Raw genomic sequence first — 16,149 nt, 5'->3', positions numbered from 1 at the left:
ATGGCACTTGGCAAAGTCAGCGTTAACAATCTCAATCTGGGCCAAGGCGCCGTGACTGAGATCGAGCGCTATTTTCTGTTCATCGGGGCCGGCCCGAAAAACACCGGCAAATTGCTCGCCCTCAACACCGACAGCGATCTGGACAACGAGCTGGGCATTCCGGCAAGCGATCTGAAAACCCAGATCACCGCAGCACGCTTGAACGGCGGCGACCGTTGGGCGTGCCTGGCGGCGCCGATCGCCCCTGAAGGCGACTGGAAAGTGGCCCTGGATATCGCGCAGCAACAGGGTTTTTCCGTTGAGGCCGTGGTGATCACCAAACCCGTGTTGAAGGGCGACGAACTGTCAGCCATGCACGATGCGGCCATTGGCGTGAGTAACGTCTACGGGCGCCGCGTCTTCTTCATGGCCGCGACTGCCGGCATCGCGGAAAAACTCACCTGGTCGCAATACCTGATCGAGCAAAAGGCAATCACTGCCGGCGTAGCCGCGCCGCGTGTGCTGGTGGTTCCGCAGCTCCACGGTAATGACCAGGGCGTGCTGGCCGGTCGCCTGGCGAATGCCGCTGTCAGCATTGCCGACAGCCCCATGCGTGTGGCCACCGGCGCAGTACTGGGCCTGGGGCCGGTGCCGATCGACAGCGAGGGCAAACCGCTGCCGTCTGCCATCCGCGCCGAGCTGGACAAAGCCCGCTTTTCCGTCTCACAGACCTATCCCGACTACCCGGGCGTGTACTGGGGCGACGGCAACATGTTGGACACCCCGGCCAGCGACTACCAGGTGATCGAATATCTGCGCCTGGCCGACAAGGCGGCGCGCCTGGTGCGTCCGCTGTTGATCCGCCGCGTGGCCGATCGGCGCCTGAACAACACGGCCAACAGCATGGCGGTAAACGTCAACGCGCTGATGGCGCCCCTGCGCCAGATGGCCAAGTCGGTCAAGTTCGCCGGCCAGGTGTTCCCGGGCGAGATCGAATCGCCGAAGGACGGCGACATCGTGCTGGTCTGGAAGAGCAAAACCGCCGTCGAGGCGTTTATCAAGCTCAAGCCCCACAACTGCCCGAAAGACCTCACGGCGAACATCGCCCTGGACCTTTCCACCGACGATTCGGAGTAACCCCCCATGTCACGTATTGGCGGCAAGAACTTTGACGTGAACCTGGGCGACCTCCTGGTCCACGTCGAAAGCTGCACCCTGGATATCACCGACAACAGCAAGACCGCGCAAACCCGGGGCGTGCCTGACGGCTACGTCGATGGCGACGTGTCGGCCGCTGGCGAGCTTGAGCTGGACTCGACCAACTTCGGTTTGCTGATCGACGCGGCCCGTACTGCCGGCAGTTTTCGCAAGTTGGGCGCGTTCGACTCGGTGTTTTTTGCCAAGGCCGGCGACGACGAACTGCGCATCGAGGCGTTCGGCTGCAAGTTGAAGGTTTCCAGTCTGTTGAGCATTGATCCGAAGGGCGGCGAGAAGACCAAGCACAAGGTGCCCTTTGAGGTCACCAGCCCGGACTTTATCCGCATCAACGGCGTGCCGTACCTGGATGCCACCGAGATCGAGGGCTTGAGCTGATGGGTGATTGGCTCGACCACGCCAAGGCGATCGAGGAGCTGGAGCGCGAGCGGTCCATTCAGGCCCAGCTCGCCCGCCCGCGCCCCTCGGGGCCGAGCCGTAGCCACTGCCTGGACTGTGACGAACAGATCCCGGCCGAGCGCCAGGCTCTGGGCGGGGTCACCCGCTGTACGCCATGCCAGACCACTTTCGAGAAGGGAAACCGCCGATGACCAACAGTCTGCGGCCAAGCCTCAACGAGGCACTTTCAGAGCCCGGCCGTTTGGCCGGCCTGGAGCAAAATATGGCAATCATGGAACACCGCCTGACCTACATGGAAACCCGGCATGAATCAGTGCCCATCCGTGTCAGCAAGCTGGAACAGCAGTTTGAACACATGTCTGGCCAGCTGTCGGAACTCAACGTTGGCCAGCAGAAGCTGACCAGCGTGGTATCCGGCATCGGCACCAAAATTACCTGGGCTCTGGCGGTGGCCAGCACGCTGTGGGCCATCCTGCAGATGTTCGGACCAGTCCTGTTGCGGGTTCTGTTCCCATGAGCCTGCGCGGCAAGATCGCCGCCGGCGTCCTTGCTCTGTCCAGCTCCACGCTGGTGGTGTTCCTGGGCACCTGGGAAGGCAACGGCCAGAACACCGTATATGCGGACAAGCTGGCCCGTGGCCTGCCGACCGTGTGCAAGGGGATCACTCGTCACACCAGCCCTTACCCGGTGGTGGTCGGTGACTACTGGTCAGACGCCCGGTGCGATGAGGTGGAGCAACTGGTGATCAGCAAAGGCCAACTGCTGCTGGCCGACTGCATCACCAACCAGGACGTGGGCCAGGACACTTTCGACGCCCTGAGCAGCCATGGTCACAACTTCGGCACACCCAGCACCTGCGCCAGTCGCGCCGTGGGCCTGATCAATGCCGGCCGCATCGAGGACGGCTGTGAGGCCCTGGCCTGGGCGCCTGACGGCAAAACACCGGTCTGGGCATTCATCACCACCGCCGAGGGCAAAAAGGTGTTTGTCCCGGGCCTGCACGCGCGCCGCCTGGCCGAGGTCAAGCTGTGCAAGGCGGGCTTGTGATGCTGCGCGAAGCCCTTTTCCCGTTAGCGCTGTGCCTGGTGGCCTGGTTCGGTTTTGGTCTGCTGGAAAGTCAGCGCGACGACGCCCGCCGAGAGCGTGACAGCGCCTTGTCCGAGGTGGTCGGGCTGCGCGAAGCCGCACGGATCAGCGGCGAGATGCTGGCCGACCGTGACGCCATCGACCTTCAACGAACCCAGGAACTGAACCATGAACGCGCTGAAAACGATGCTTTGCGCCTTGATGTTGGCACTGGCCGTAAGCGGTTGCCAGTCAAGGCTACCTGTACCGCCCCAACCGCCGGCAAAACCGGCGCCGGCGGCCTGGCTGATGCAGGAGCCGCCGAACTCACTGCAGACGCTCGACAAGATTATTTCACCCTCAGAGATCAGCTCGCCCTTAGTCGGCAAATGATCCTGGGCCTGCAAGACCACGTGCGCCGGATCTGCCTGCGCTGAACCTTACTTTTACCCCTGAACGGAGCAACACCCATGACTGACAGACGCGAAATCACCCTGGAAATTGGCGACCAGGAATTCACCTTTGAGCTGACTCCCCAGGACGTCACCAAATACTTCAACTCGCTGAACCAAAACAACAAGGTTTCACCCGCCAACAACTTGCTGGTGACCACCGTCAAGCAGGAACAGCGCGCCACCCTCAAGGGGATGCTGGGCAATCCGGTGTTTGTCATGCAACTGGCCGGCACGCTCCTGGAGGAGTACGGCCCAGACGTTGAAATCACCGTAAAAAAGCTCTCGACCACGCTGAGCGCCTGACCGAAAACGGCCTGGGCCAACTGGTAGCCCTGGCCAGCCGCTGGCTACCTGGTGCCGAGCCCACCGCCGAGGTGATGGGCACGGCCAAATGGCTGGAAGACGAACACTGGCGCCGGATGGAAATCGCCATCGCTAACGGCATCGCCTACGCACTGAACGGATAACCCCTAGATGGCTGACCAAAGCGCCCGCCTGGCCTTCATTCTGAGCCTGACCGATAAGGTCACCGCGCCCCTGGGCAAGGTGAAAATGGGCTTTTCTGACCTGGCCGAACAGAGCGAAAAGAACATCAAGACCATGGGCTTTGGCCTGGCGGGTCTGCTGGGCGCGGGCGCGGCCATCAATCAGTCGTTGCAACCGGCCCTGGAGATGAACCGCGCCCTGGGCGAGGTTCGATCGCTCGGGGTGGCCGAAGATGCGTTGAACGCGCTGAACCGCAAGTCGCTGGAGTTTTCGGTGGCCTACGGCGAGAACGCCCGGGACTTTGTGGCCTCGGCGTACAGCATCGACGGCGCGATGAAGGGGTTAACGGGCAGCCAGCTGGCGATGGTGACCAATGCCAGCAACGTGCTGGCCAAGGCCACCAAATCCGACGCGGACACCATGGGCCAGTACGTCGGCACCATGTATAGCCTGTTCAAAGGCCAGGCCGATGCCATGGGCAAAAGCGAATGGGTTGAAACCCTGGCAGGCCAGACGGCGACAGCGGTAAAGCTGTTCCGCACCAGCGGCGCGCAGATTGGCGAGGCGTTCAAGGCTGCCGGCGGGCTGGCCAGCACCGCCGGCGTGAGCCTGGCGGAACAGATGGCAGTCCTGGGCACCCTGGGCAGCAGCATGGAAGGCGGCGAGGCGGGCGGCCTGTACAAGGCGTTTTTCGAGAACGTCAGCGGCGCCTCGGAAAAGCTCGGTATGTCCTTTGTGGACCAGCAGGGCAAGTTGCTGCCGATGATGGACATCCTGGACAAGCTCAAGGGCAAGTTCGGGGACCTGTCGATCGAGGCCAACGGCAAGAAGCTACGCGATGCCTTCGGCGGCGAAGCGGCACGCCTGATCACCAGCCTGATGGGCGACACCGGCCGGCTGAAAAACGGCATGGAACAGCTGGGCAACGTGCGCGGCCTGGAGAATGCCGAGCGCATGGCCAAGGACATGGTAGACCCGTGGCAGCAGTTCGCCGCTGCCGTGCAGGCGTTGCGCATTGCCTTTGGCCAATCGCTGATGCCGATCCTGGAGCCGCTTATGGCCAGGCTGACGGGCGTGGCCACCACCCTGACACGCTGGTCGCAACTGTTCCCCAACATCACCCGGGTGATCAGCATCGCCGTGTTGGTGGTGTTCGGCATCATCGCCGCGTTGTCGTTACTCACGCTGACCGTTGGCATGTCGAAGATGGTCTGGCTGGGCCTGGTCACGGTCTGGAAAGTCCTCACCATGGTGGGCCTGCGCAGCATCGCCATGTTCCTCTACCACACCGTGATGGCGGTCGCGTTTGTCGCCGGCCTGGTGCTGATGGTGGCGTGGATGGGCCTGGTCAAGGGCGCCATGCTGCTGTGGCAAGGGGCGATCTGGCTGGTCAACACCGCGTTGCTGGCCAACCCGGTGGCGTGGATCGTAATCGGCATCGTTGCCCTGGTCGCGGCCGTGGCGGCGGCAATCATCTACTGGGACCAATGGACCAGTGCGTTACTCAACAGCGAGGCGTTCCAGTGGGTCAGCGGGCAACTGACCGCGCTGTCTGACTGGTTTGGCTCTATGGGCGGCTGGGCGGGCATGGCCAGCGCCGCATGGGACGGCATCGTCAACATCTTTAAACAGGCCATCAATGGCTTGATCGAGATGCTGAACAAGATCCCGGGCGTGCAGATCGACGCCGCGTTCGGGGATATGCCGGCACCGCCGCAAATGCCGGGTATCAGTGCGCCCCAGGTCGAGGCGCCGTTGCTGCCCCAGCTGGTGGGCGCCGCCCAGCAGCCAATCCAGGCGCCGCCCCTGGTGATGGCGGCCACGTCGAAGATGCCGGCACAACCTGCGCCGATGCTCAACGCCCTGCAGCCCCAGGCACAAGCACCGGCTTTGGTCCTGGCCCCGGTACCGAAAGGCCCGGCGCCGATCGCGCAGCCACTAGCTGCCCTGGAGCCGCCGCGTCAACCGCCGGCCCTGGTACTGGCGCCGCCACCTATGCAGCAGGCCGAGCAAAGTCAGCAGCGTATCAACGGCTCTGTGGCCAGCCTGTCACCGAAGCGGCCAGACGCTGTGCCCCGGGGCGGTCTGCTGGCAAGCATCCAGAACAACAACCAAACCCAGAACAAGGGCACCCATGTGGAGAACGTGAACATTCACACCGGCAAACAAATGAACCCGCTGGAGCTGGAAGGCATGTTGGCTATGGCGGTGGGGGGATGAGCGAATACATCGACCTGCTGATCATCGACAACGACTTGGCGCTGGATCCGTCCCGTCAGCCGCTGCTGATCGATGACCGGGCCAGCATCGCCCAGGACATTGCGCACATGATCCGCGAAAGCGGCCTGCTGGTAACGCTGGTGGCCGAGCGCAGCAAGCTGCGTCAGCGCGACTGCATCCAGCAATTGGAGCTGCTGGTGGAGGCCGACCAGCGCCTGGTGCCCGGGACCGCGCTGATTAACCAGGTGCAAACCGGGCAGTACCTGGTCACGGCTAAAACCCTGAAATTTGGCGACATCGAGGTGACCCTGTGAGCGACGTTGATTTTAAACAGGCGCTGGCAGAGTCCGGCATTCCGGTAACCGAGGAAGGTTTGCGCAAAGCCTGGGAAAAGGAAGTTGAGGCCCAGGGCAGCAAGTTGAGCAACACCAGCGCCTATTCCCCGTTCTGGCGGTTGATCACGGCCCTGGTGACCAAACCGGTCATGTGGCTGATCACCTTCGTCAGCGACACCGTGCTGCCTAACTTCTTTGTCAAAACCGCCGTCCGTAAGTGGCTGGACATGTTGGCCTGGGCGGTCAACGTCGAGCGCAAAGGTGCGACCAAGGCCAAAGGCGTGCTGCTGTTTACCCGCGACGTTGCCGGCGGCGCCCTGGAGTTGCCCGCCGGCATCCTGGTGCAGTCGGCCGCGATCAATGGCCATATCTACCAGTTGGTGACCACCCAGGCGGCGACCTTTGCCGATGGGCTGATGCAGCTGGAAGTGCCGGTGGAGGCCCAGGACGTGGGCAGCGGCTACAACCTGGCCCCGGGTTACTACGCCATCCTGCCGGTGCCGATCGCCGGCATCGCCCAGGTGGTCAATGCTGACGGCTGGTTGATTGCACCTGGTGCAGATCCTGAGCCTGATGAGCAGCTGCGTTTGCGGGTGCGCAACCAGTTCTCGGCGGTCAACCAGTGGCACACCGACGCGGTATACCGGGCGATGATCGCCGGCTTCCCGGGCGTGCGGCCCGATGGCGTGTATTTTCTGCATGGCGCCCCACGGGGCCCAGGCAGTGCCAATGCCTATGTGCTGTTCGACGCGGACGTGCCGGCGGCGACGTACCTGGAGCAAATCAACGCCCATATCCGCGACCAGGGCAACCATGGTCATGGTGACGATCTGCTGGTCATGGTGATGCCTGAGACCCAGCACGCGCTGAAGTTGACCCTGTGGCCACGTAGCCTGCTGACCGTCGAGCAGCGCACAAAGCTGCAGGCCGAAGTCGATCTATTCATCCGTGCAGCCTTTCGCGAGAGCGGCACCGGCGACTACCAGCCGACGCTGACCTATCCGCAGTCGCGGTTCTCCTTTAGCCGCCTGGGCGAAGAACTCCACCAGCAGTTCGCCGGCATTGAGTCGTTGCGCTTCGATAACGCCGACATCGTGTCAGAGCTGACGATTCCCCGGATCAGCAGCCTGCAGGTGGTGTTCGCATGATCAAGCTCAATTTGCCGTTCTGGTTGGATGGCCCGCAACTGACCAAGCTCAAAGCCGCCAGCCAAAAGTGGTGGGAAACGGTCGAGGGCTGGTTGCAATGGCCGCTGCTGCAGATGGATGCCGACACCTGCCATTTGACCGTCCTCGATCTGCTGGCCTGGCAGCGGGATATCAGCCGCTTCAAGGACGAACCCGAAAGCCTGTACCGCCTGCGGGTCAAATTCGCCTTCATCAACGCGGTCGATGCGGGCAGCACGGCCGGGCTTAAACGCATCCTGCAGCGCCTCGGCGTGGGGTACGTCGAGATCGACGAGCGCATGCCCGATCGGGACTGGGACGTGGTGCTGTTGCGTCTTTCCGACTCCCAACTGTCGCAGAACCCCGAGCTGTTGCGGGTGCTGATCCAGCAGTACGGCCGCACCTGCCGGCGTTATGACTTCGTGACCATCACCCCCGTGTCACTGCGCATCGTCGCGGTGGACTTCAACGACGATCAGCAAACGCTGGTCGCCAGCCTGTAGGAGCCCCCATGGGAGCCAGCATTACCCTTGCAGGTGAAAGCCTGATCGCGCAAAAACAAGGCGCACAACAACCCCTGATCGTTTCCCGGTTTGTCCTGGCCAACGTGCCTGGGCTGGACCCGAACGGCCAGGTAGATCGAGCAGCACCGAAGCCGGCCGCGCACCTGGTGGCGAGCTATGACGTCACGCAAAAAGGCTTTGTGAACCCCAACCAGATTGTTTACAGCCTGATGCTGGGCAGCGATATCGGGGATTTTAATTGGAACTGGATCGGCCTGGAAACCGCCGAAGGCGTGTTGCTGGCCGTGGCCTATGTGCCGCTGCAGCAGAAGCGCAAGAACATCCCGCCGCTGCAGCTGGGCAACAACGTTACCCGCAACTTCCTGGTGGTGTTCGACGGCGCCCAGGCCCTGACAGGGATCACCATCGACGCCAAGACCTGGCAGCACGACTTCACCGTGCGCCTGCATGGCATCGACGAGCGCGAGCGCCTGAGCAACCGCGACACCTTCGGCCGGGCCTGCTTTTTCAGCGACGGGCTGAAGCTGGCCAAGGTCGGCAACAGTTACCAGGTGCAACCCGGGACGGCCTATATCGAGGGCGTGCGGGTGTTGGCGGCGGCTGCCGTCGCCGTGGCACCGCCGGGCTTTCCTGCCAAAGCCTGGCTGGATGTGAGCCTGGAGCGCCAGTTGAGCGACGTGGTGGCCCGTTGGGAAGTGCGTTTCGGCGCCGCTCTGGCCGACTTCACCGACAGCGCCGGCGTGCGCCATTTCTGCGTGCCGCTGGCGGATCTACCCGACTCCAACAGCGTGGCCGATCTGCGCCAGGCCGAGCCGATCAGTGATTCCCTGGTGAAGCATTTTGCGGGGGAAAAGTGGGTTGAAGGCGAGCTGGACAAGAAGGCCAACAAGGGCACGAAACTCGCTGATTACAAGATCGATGACGCCATTCCCAATCGCAATCCACTGGGTGACAGCCTGGATATTCACGGCGGCTCCTATGGCTTTTTGACCGCGCTCAATGAAACGCACCTGTGCCAGAACTGCTACTGGAACGGCGCCGACTGGGTACGTCATGACGAAAAACGGGCAGCGGTGTCATTGATTGCTGGCTCTGGCACAGTTCGAGTGCAGCGGGTTGGCCCAGGCAAAAACCCGATCGTCTGGGCGTCAGTGTTCGACGTGCGCGACAGTGGCAACACCTACACCTCCGACAAGATCGATCAGTTGATTAAGGCCATTGACGAGGCGATCGCCAAGAAGGCGAACAAAGGTACAAAACTCGATGATTACGGGATCAATGATGCCATTCCGAACGTGAACCCGCTGCCCGGCAACAGTCTGGATATTCACGGTGGAACCTATGCTTTTCTCACCTCGGCGGTTGAGACCAACCTGGCCCAAAATTGTTACTGGGACGGCCACTACTGGGTGCGCCATGACGAATCAAAACCGTGCGTTACGGTGTTTGCCAACGCCGGTAACGTATATGTGCGTAAAGCCGAAGCAGGCCTGAACCCGATCAACTGGAGCTACAGCGAGAAGCTACGGGACAGTGGCGACACCTACGATAAAACGAGCATCAATAGCTTTTTGGATCAACTGCGTCAGTCGTTGAACCAGCATCACCAGTGGTTGATCCAGATCGATGCTGAACTGAAGAAGAAAGCCGACAAGGGCACCAAGCTGGCCCATTACGGGATCGATGACGCCATCCCGAATTTGAACCCACTGCCTGGGAACAGTCTGGATATTCACGCTGGTTCCTTCGGCTTTTTGACGGCGCTGGAAGAAACCCACTTGGCGCAAAACTGTTATTGGAACGGCGCCCACTGGATGCGCCACGATGAATCCCGCTCAGCGGTCGTGCTGATTGCCGGCGGCGGCGCTATGCGTGTGCAGCGAGTCGCACCTGGACCAAATCCTATTGTGTTTACGGGATCGTCCGAGGTGATCGACAGCAGCAAAAAGGCCCTTCCTGGTGTGCCCGGCATCGCGCCGATCGCCAGCCTGGAACAACTGGACGCCGGGGCCGATGAAACCAGCATCGTGACGCCGCGCACCCTGCGTTGGGGCTTTTCGATCAGCCTGGCCGACAACGGCTATATCGCGTTTCCGCGCTGGTTGGGCGGGCTGATCATCCAGTGGGGCAATGCCTACATCGCAAACAACGGCAGCCAGTTCCTGTTCCCGATCGGGTTCCCCAACAAATGTTTTGTACTCAACATGGGCACGGGCGAGGACACATCCGGCCAGGCCGAGGTGATGAACATTGTGGCCGGCTCCCGCACTCGTACCGGTTTTATCGCCAACGCCACAGCGGTATCCACCTACGGCTATATCGCGATAGGTCACTAAGGGAATCCCCTATGAGCAAGTATTTTTACAGCCCATCACTTCACACCTTTCTGGTGGATGGCATTCACCCAAAACGCCCACGCGACAGCGTGCCGATCAGCTACCAGGATTACTCCTATTTGCTGGCCAAGCAGTCCGAAGGCTTGCAGATCGTGTTCGACAGCGAAACCAAACAGCCCGTGGCGCGCCTGGCGCCCGGGACCAGCAAGCCCGAGCAGCTGCAGAGCCTGTACCGGCAGAAGAACAGCGAGATCAATACCGCGTGTGAAACCGCGATCACCGGCGGCTTCTGGTCGCCGGCGTTGGGCGCGCCTCACCAGTACCCCAGCAAACTGGATGATCAACTGAACTTGACCAGCGTGATTTTGCAGGGCTTTGACAGCCCCTACGGCTGCCGCGACGAGGCGGGCGTCAAAGAGCTGCGCCAGCACACGGCCAAGCAGCTGCGCCAGGTCAGCGAAGACTTCACCACCTTCAAAATGGAGCTGCTGCAGCGGGCCAATGTGCTTAAACAGCGATTGGACCAGGCCCTGGCCGATGGAGACTTGAACGCTATGGAGGTGGTGACCTGGGAGAGCCTGCAACCATGACCTGGGCACCGGTGACCATGCGCTGGCCAGAACAGGCCACGCAATGGATGGGCCAGTTGTCAGCGGCCAAGGATCTGGCCAGCACCGAGCAGGTCAGCACGGCCAAGCGCCTGGCAGACCTGGGCGGCAAGACCAGCACCAACCCGGGGCCGGTAGGCGAGGCCGCCCAGGGCGCGATCATTGCAGGCCGTGACGCGCTCGCCACACAGATGGGCGAGGCGCCCGCGTGCCTGGTGGTGACGCCGTTTCAAAGCGGCGTTGGCCAGGGCCGCGGATATCAGCGTTTCCTGTCAGCGCCGAACTTGCTGCAGCAGCTCGCCGGCAAACTGGTGGACGTGAGCGACACCGGCCGGCCCGATGGCCCCCAGTTCGCCCTGTGTCTGATGTTCCTGGCCACGCGCTTTGATCAGTTGGCCGAGAGCCTGGCGCGCTTCAATGCGTTGTTGCCGATGCCTGACCTGGTGCGAGCCGAACGCCGAGCGCGGCACTTGTCGAAGCTGGAAACGGAAAAGTGGGAGATCCCCACCGCTGGCGCGTTGCCCCGTTGGCAGACACTGCCCCTGGAGCGCTGCACGGTGGTCAAGGCTGCCCAGCAATCCATGGCCGGCCAGCTTTCTGTCCTGGAGAGCTACGCCGCCGACAGCTCGCCCATGGCGGATCTTTCGGCCCTGTCCACGCGCAAGGCTGCCCAGCAACAGAGCCGCGACAAACAGCTGGATGACCTGAAAGCGCTGCTGGCCAACGGCAATCCCGACAGCAGCATGCGCGCGCGCCTGATCGGCCCCGGCAACGCCACCGAGCTTCGCCAGGCGCTGTTGCAAGGCGAGGCCCCGGGGCATGAGTGGGTGTTGTGTGCCGGCGCGCTGCTGGTGGGATCTGAGCAGGGCCTGAGCTTTGTTCGCGAGCTGGTGGGCCTATGACGCTATTACTCGACGGGCAAGAGGTACGCGGGAAGAACCTCAAGGTCACTGGCAATCTGCGCATTGAGAGCGACGATCTGTCAGGCCAGACCAGCAACACCGACAAGGGGCACAAGGGCTTCAAGCCCAAGACCCTGACAGTAACGCTGATGATCCCATTTGTTGACCAGGTGCAACTGCGCGACCTGATGCGCCTGGTGGAAGCAACCGCCGGAGGTGGCCAGCTCAAGACGTACCGCATCGTCAACGACACGGCGGCCGCGTTCGGCATGCGCCAGGTGACGTTCACCGAAGGCGTGAGCGCCCGGGAAGACGACAACCTGCGCGGCTGGTTAATCCAGTTCACTCTGACCGAAAAACTGTCCAACCCTGAGAGAGTCGAAGGCCGGCGCCCAGGTAACAAGGTGACAGCCCAGTCTGGCCCCGGCGGGGCGGTGGGCGGTACCGGCGACGGTGGAGGCTCCAGCGAAGGCCCCGAGGAACTGACAGGCTTTGAAGCCACGCTGAAAAAGGTGGATGGCTGGCTGGGCGGGAGTAACACCCCATGAAGCTGCACAAGGTGTTGGCCATCGGTGGCGTGCCTTATGTCCTGGTCAAAAACGAAGTGCGACTGGACGCCAAGAGCCCCGGCCGGGCGACCTTCACCATCCAGGCCACCGCCCCGGTCAAAGGCCTGGTGACACTCGATATCGGCTACAACGACAGCACGCTGCAGCGTCACTTCATTGGTTACGTCGAACGCTCCACCACGGCCAGCAGCACCCAGCAGGTGCTGTTCTGCCGTGAGCTGGCGGCGATCCTGGCCAACCCGCTGCCGCTGAACCTGCGCCACGTTGATCTGCGCGCCGTCCTGGTCGAGATCAGCCAGCACACCGGCCTACGTTTTCGCGTGCCGGACAAGCCCTACGCCGGGGTTAAGGCGCCGTTCTTCTACAGCCTGGCCGCCGGTTACCAAGCGATGGACAGCCTGGCCCGGGTGTTCAACATCCCCGACTTTATCTGGCAGCAGCAGGGTGATGGGGAGGTGTTCGTGGGTAGTTGGGCTGACAGCTTCTTTGGCGTTCGCCCGCCGCTGCAGTTGCCGGCGGAATTGTTCGACGACTACCAGGGCAACCAAAGCGCAATGATTGCAGCCCTTCCCGGGCTACGACCAGGTGCAACGATCAACCACGGCGAGCGCATCACCAGTGTGGCCCTCGTCGATAATCAGATGGCCATCCGATGGACGACGCAATCAAGCGCAGCGTAGAACGACAATTCCCCGAACTCACAGGCGGTTACCACCTGCCACGCTTTGCACGGGTTGTCGCCGTAGCCGACGCACCGGCCGGCGCCGGTATCTGTGACGACTTCCGGCCGCGCTATGCGGTTGATATCGAGGTCCTGGGGCCGGATGGCGAGCCAGATAGCAAACTGCCCATCCTTGCCAGCGTGCCGTTGCCGCTACCCACTGGTGGCGAGGAAATGGGCATCTATGCCTTTCCCGAGGAAGGCACCCAGGTGGTGGTGTGCTTTGCCTATGGCCTGCCGCACAAGCCCTATATCCAGACGATCCTACCCCACGGCCTGAGCATGCCCAGCGTGCCAAAGGGTGACCAGGTGTGGCAGCACAGCGAAGCCTGTCAGCAGCGTGTCGATGCCGACGGCAACTGGCTGCGCCAGACTGACGGCAAGATCCACGACAAGGCAATAGAGCGGGAAGTGGAGGCCCTGGGCAACACGGAGCGCTACCAGAGCCACACCAGGACGGTGGATGACCATTCCACTGAGTCGGTGGGTGGCATCAAGACGTTGGAGGCCCTTGGCGCGCTCAAGCTGTTGTCGGGCGGGTCGACCAGTCTGGCGGCGATGGATGATCTGCACCAGGCGACCGGGCGGGACTTGAACCTAGTGGTGGGGCAGAAGCATAACGCCACGGTGGGTGGGGATATGGAGGAAAGGATTGAAGGGTTGCGCGAGAGCGTGGCGGCAGTCAGTCAGCGGTTGGTGGCACCGAAGAACCATATCGGGTCTGAGAGTGTGAACATTTTTAAAGTGCTGTGTGACCTGCTCGACTTGGTGGAGTTAATGAATGTTGAGGTTGCGGCCCATGTCCATGCATCGAGCCCACCTCCTGACAATGCTGGGCTATTCATAGCAGCGTCGGTTGTTGCAAAGTCTCATGCCTTAAGTTTGAAAGATATTACTGTTTGAGTGGGAAGTAATATATTTTAATAAGGATTGATGCTGCCAGTCATGGTTTTCGTCATGTCCTTGAGCACTCCTCAGCGAAGATGCTGTAGTCAGTAGTGCCTATTTTAGCTTCATATAGTTTTACGTGGTCGAATTGATTTGTGGAGTTTATAACATCCTTTATGTAAGCTTTTCTAGCGGTGGTCATTCGGTGTCCTAGTGTTATGGTTTTTATTGCGTCATGTGGAAATTGAAAGAGATGTATCTTTGTGTTTTCTTTTTCAATTACTTGAGAAGCTTCGGCTAAGGGGAGCATCATTCGCCACTCTCGTTCATAGCTCCATTGAGTTCCCTTTGTTAAAAAAGGTGTAAAGTCCTTAATTTTGTTTAACGTTATTGAAGGCCTTTGTGCTGAGTACTGTATTTGTCTTAAGTATCTAAGTTCATCGACGCTTGACCTTTTTTGATTGAAAAATAGTGATTCAGAATCGAATTCCAAGAGAAAGCCTTGATGGGCATCAGCATAGTGTGACCACATAAGTTCGTTATCTGGTATCTCCGACAAGCAAAAAATCCCAAGGAACTTATCCATGGTTTCGAACAGTTTCTCTGAGAAGAGTGGAGTGTGTGTTGTGATTGTGTTTAGCATTAATGGTTCACTGTTTTTTAAGATTTTTGTCATTGCCTTTTTGAATTGGCCATACGGAAATACCGATTTTATATGTGGGTCGAGTTTGAGATATTCATCATCAATCATGCTGGGTAGGTGTTGAGAGAAATGGGTCAGCATTTCTTCGTCGGACATTAAAGATGATATATGCGGTTTTAGCTCATATGGGTCGTTTAAGCTTGATGGCTGTGAAAAGCGGACCATTTGATTTTCTAAAACAGAAGTTAGTTCTGGAGAGAGGTATTTGTATAAGCGCATAAGATATCCTTAAAGTTTTGAGTTATACAATTATTCTTTGCTCCAGCCCTGCAGAGTTTTTTACCAGTCTTTCAATTTTTTCTGATTTGTGATTGGAGAAAACCCGATGTCGGGCCGCTCGGACAATACCTTTGTTGAATTTTCTTGTGTCGTTTGGCGATAATTGGAATGTAGATAGGGATGGAAGTCCTTTTTTTGGTGTGCAAACAAGGGACAGACTTTTCGTGAGATTGATGACTAATTCTGCTCCTGGATGCGCAGGTCCTAAATGTTTAAGACCTACCGAGCCTCCTGAAAATAGTACTGGGTTGTCAGAAGTCAAAAAAGGTATGTCATGTGAAGGCAAAAAGAACTGCCAGTTCTTACTTAGCGCGCTTAGCGCAATTTCGTTTGCCATGTCGACCATTGGGCGAAGTGAAACCCATGGTTTAGCTTCTGCTATTAGTCCGGTCTCATCTATAACTTTAGCAAGAGCTTCATTTTCCAGCGCTACTTGATTTAAGGCAAAGCTGGCGACACTAGAGTACATATCGTTAATTCCATCCCGAAAGCTCGGGACTCTGGTCAGCGAAATACCAATAAAAAACGCCAGCTTGCCCTGGTCCTCTTCGCTGATATTTACTAGTTCGCCCGGTTTGGAATTAAGACTTTTTATAATTTTAGGTATTTCACTGTCAATTGTTAGAGCGAGTTTTTTTTCCACCGAGTCTATGTCTTCGCTACCGTCTTCATGCTCTTGTGCATAGTAGGAGGGAGCCCAAGCAATTGACCTGACCGATTTTCTCGCGGGTAGTCGTCCGTCTCTTTTATCATAAACCCATACATATGCAGACTCGGGGCTTTCTGTAAAACCCCTCAAGTACCCCTGAGGTACAAAGTGTTGTCGAATAGTCGCCATAAAATATCTCAAGTCCATTTTGAGCGTTCACCTGCAGAAAATAGTAGCTCATCCATAAAAAAAGTCATTCAAAAAGCACTTATCCCCCTCCCGCCGACGGGCTTTGTGTCCCTTTTTTGTGCAAACGGGTAGTGGGGTGCAAACGGTGCCCCAGCTCAAGCCCGCTGCGGGCTCTGGGGGAGGTTTCGCAATTGCACAGAGTGCAAGGCTTTGCAAAAAAGTGCAGTGGCCTTGCACATACGCCACGAGGCGGTAGGGGAGTGGTCACGCAGACGAGGTGCCCGGTTTACGGGGGCTATGGCTGTGAAAACTTACTGCAGGCGGTGTTTTCGTTTTCGGAACCGTTCATATCAGGGCTCAACCAGTCGCTGTCGGACCCTACGCAAAAACGACTGTGAGGCCCAGCCTGTCGGGGTTTCCAGCATTCTGCGGCATTGCACAGCATCACCATCAAGTTCAGG

The 16,149-nt window shown here is 59.5% G+C and carries 20 protein-coding genes; 18 read left to right on the top strand and 2 right to left on the bottom strand.

Annotation, left to right across the window (positions count from 1 at the left end; all coding sequences use genetic code 11):
• Genes HZ99_RS08580 through HZ99_RS08495 form a run of 18 tightly spaced genes read left to right on the top strand, consistent with a single transcriptional unit; the run spans position 1 to position 13,883 of the window.
• Positions 1 to 1,116: a DUF2586 domain-containing protein gene (locus tag HZ99_RS08580; protein WP_038442380.1), complete on the top strand. Its 1,116-nt coding sequence runs from the start codon at positions 1 to 3 to the stop codon at positions 1,114 to 1,116.
• A 6-nt stretch (positions 1,117 to 1,122) separates the two neighbouring features.
• Entirely contained in the window at positions 1,123 to 1,572 is a 450-nt protein-coding gene (locus HZ99_RS08575) for a phage protein (protein WP_038442379.1), read from the top strand.
• A complete protein-coding gene (locus HZ99_RS08570) occupies positions 1,572 to 1,784 on the top strand; it encodes a TraR/DksA C4-type zinc finger protein (RefSeq protein WP_038442377.1) in 213 nt (70 codons plus the stop codon). The genes HZ99_RS08575 and HZ99_RS08570 overlap by 1 nt, the downstream gene beginning before the upstream one ends.
• Positions 1,781 to 2,110 carry a hypothetical protein gene (locus HZ99_RS08565; RefSeq protein ID WP_235205576.1) on the top strand — a complete coding sequence of 110 codons (330 nt, stop codon included), beginning with the start codon at positions 1,781 to 1,783 and terminating at the stop codon, positions 2,108 to 2,110. The genes HZ99_RS08570 and HZ99_RS08565 overlap by 4 nt, the downstream gene beginning before the upstream one ends.
• Positions 2,107 to 2,640 carry a lysozyme gene (locus HZ99_RS08560; RefSeq protein WP_038442375.1) on the top strand — a complete coding sequence of 178 codons (534 nt, stop codon included), beginning with the start codon at positions 2,107 to 2,109 and terminating at the stop codon, positions 2,638 to 2,640. Before HZ99_RS08565 ends, HZ99_RS08560 begins: the two co-directional genes overlap by 4 nt.
• Positions 2,640 to 3,095 (top strand): lysis system i-spanin subunit Rz, encoded by a 456-nt coding sequence (locus HZ99_RS08555; protein WP_038442374.1) that lies wholly within the window; start codon positions 2,640 to 2,642, stop codon positions 3,093 to 3,095. The genes HZ99_RS08560 and HZ99_RS08555 overlap by 1 nt, the downstream gene beginning before the upstream one ends.
• A 33-nt stretch (positions 3,096 to 3,128) precedes the next feature.
• On the top strand, positions 3,129 to 3,416 hold the full coding sequence (locus HZ99_RS08550; RefSeq protein WP_038442372.1) for a putative phage tail assembly chaperone: 288 nt from the start codon (positions 3,129 to 3,131) through the stop codon (positions 3,414 to 3,416).
• A 20-nt stretch (positions 3,417 to 3,436) separates the two neighbouring features.
• Entirely contained in the window at positions 3,437 to 3,580 is a 144-nt protein-coding gene (locus tag HZ99_RS29535; RefSeq protein WP_032862709.1) for a DUF6890 family protein, read from the top strand.
• A 7-nt stretch (positions 3,581 to 3,587) separates the two neighbouring features.
• Positions 3,588 to 5,819 carry a phage tail tape measure protein gene (locus tag HZ99_RS08540; protein ID WP_038442370.1) on the top strand — a complete coding sequence of 744 codons (2,232 nt, stop codon included), beginning with the start codon at positions 3,588 to 3,590 and terminating at the stop codon, positions 5,817 to 5,819.
• Positions 5,816 to 6,133 (top strand): DUF2590 family protein, encoded by a 318-nt coding sequence (locus tag HZ99_RS08535; RefSeq protein WP_032863002.1) that lies wholly within the window; start codon positions 5,816 to 5,818, stop codon positions 6,131 to 6,133. Before HZ99_RS08540 ends, HZ99_RS08535 begins: the two co-directional genes overlap by 4 nt.
• On the top strand, positions 6,130 to 7,302 hold the full coding sequence (locus HZ99_RS08530; protein ID WP_038442367.1) for a baseplate J/gp47 family protein: 1,173 nt from the start codon (positions 6,130 to 6,132) through the stop codon (positions 7,300 to 7,302). The genes HZ99_RS08535 and HZ99_RS08530 overlap by 4 nt, the downstream gene beginning before the upstream one ends.
• Positions 7,299 to 7,823: a phage tail protein gene (locus tag HZ99_RS08525; protein WP_038442366.1), complete on the top strand. Its 525-nt coding sequence runs from the start codon at positions 7,299 to 7,301 to the stop codon at positions 7,821 to 7,823. Before HZ99_RS08530 ends, HZ99_RS08525 begins: the two co-directional genes overlap by 4 nt.
• Before the next feature lie 8 nt (positions 7,824 to 7,831).
• Positions 7,832 to 10,180, top strand: a complete 2,349-nt coding sequence (locus HZ99_RS29190; RefSeq protein ID WP_051903129.1) for a phage tail protein — start codon at positions 7,832 to 7,834, stop codon at positions 10,178 to 10,180.
• A gap of 11 nt (positions 10,181 to 10,191) precedes the next feature.
• On the top strand, positions 10,192 to 10,770 hold the full coding sequence (locus HZ99_RS27385; RefSeq protein WP_051903127.1) for a hypothetical protein: 579 nt from the start codon (positions 10,192 to 10,194) through the stop codon (positions 10,768 to 10,770).
• Positions 10,767 to 11,690 carry a hypothetical protein gene (locus HZ99_RS08510; protein ID WP_038442364.1) on the top strand — a complete coding sequence of 308 codons (924 nt, stop codon included), beginning with the start codon at positions 10,767 to 10,769 and terminating at the stop codon, positions 11,688 to 11,690. The genes HZ99_RS27385 and HZ99_RS08510 overlap by 4 nt, the downstream gene beginning before the upstream one ends.
• Positions 11,687 to 12,238 (top strand): hypothetical protein, encoded by a 552-nt coding sequence (locus HZ99_RS08505; RefSeq protein WP_038442363.1) that lies wholly within the window; start codon positions 11,687 to 11,689, stop codon positions 12,236 to 12,238. Before HZ99_RS08510 ends, HZ99_RS08505 begins: the two co-directional genes overlap by 4 nt.
• Entirely contained in the window at positions 12,235 to 12,939 is a 705-nt protein-coding gene (locus HZ99_RS08500; protein WP_038442361.1) for a hypothetical protein, read from the top strand. Before HZ99_RS08505 ends, HZ99_RS08500 begins: the two co-directional genes overlap by 4 nt.
• Positions 12,912 to 13,883 (top strand): hypothetical protein, encoded by a 972-nt coding sequence (locus HZ99_RS08495; protein WP_038442360.1) that lies wholly within the window; start codon positions 12,912 to 12,914, stop codon positions 13,881 to 13,883. The genes HZ99_RS08500 and HZ99_RS08495 overlap by 28 nt, the downstream gene beginning before the upstream one ends.
• A 52-nt stretch (positions 13,884 to 13,935) precedes the next feature.
• Here HZ99_RS08495 and HZ99_RS08490 read toward each other — a convergent pair whose 3' ends face one another.
• Together HZ99_RS08490 and HZ99_RS27695 are read right to left on the bottom strand one after the other, a co-directional pair.
• A complete protein-coding gene (locus tag HZ99_RS08490) occupies positions 13,936 to 14,790 on the bottom strand; it encodes a DUF2971 domain-containing protein (protein WP_080727691.1) in 855 nt (284 codons plus the stop codon).
• A 22-nt stretch (positions 14,791 to 14,812) separates the two neighbouring features.
• Positions 14,813 to 15,706, bottom strand: coding sequence for a DUF4238 domain-containing protein (locus HZ99_RS27695; protein WP_080727690.1), 894 nt, complete (start codon positions 15,704 to 15,706; stop codon positions 14,813 to 14,815).
• Between the last annotated feature and the right edge of the window lie 443 nt (positions 15,707 to 16,149).

Origin of the sequence: Pseudomonas fluorescens, from assembly GCF_000730425.1 — a bacterium.
Lineage (GTDB): Bacteria > Pseudomonadota > Gammaproteobacteria > Pseudomonadales > Pseudomonadaceae > Aquipseudomonas > Aquipseudomonas fluorescens_X.
This window is presented reverse-complemented; position numbering and strand designations above follow the sequence as displayed.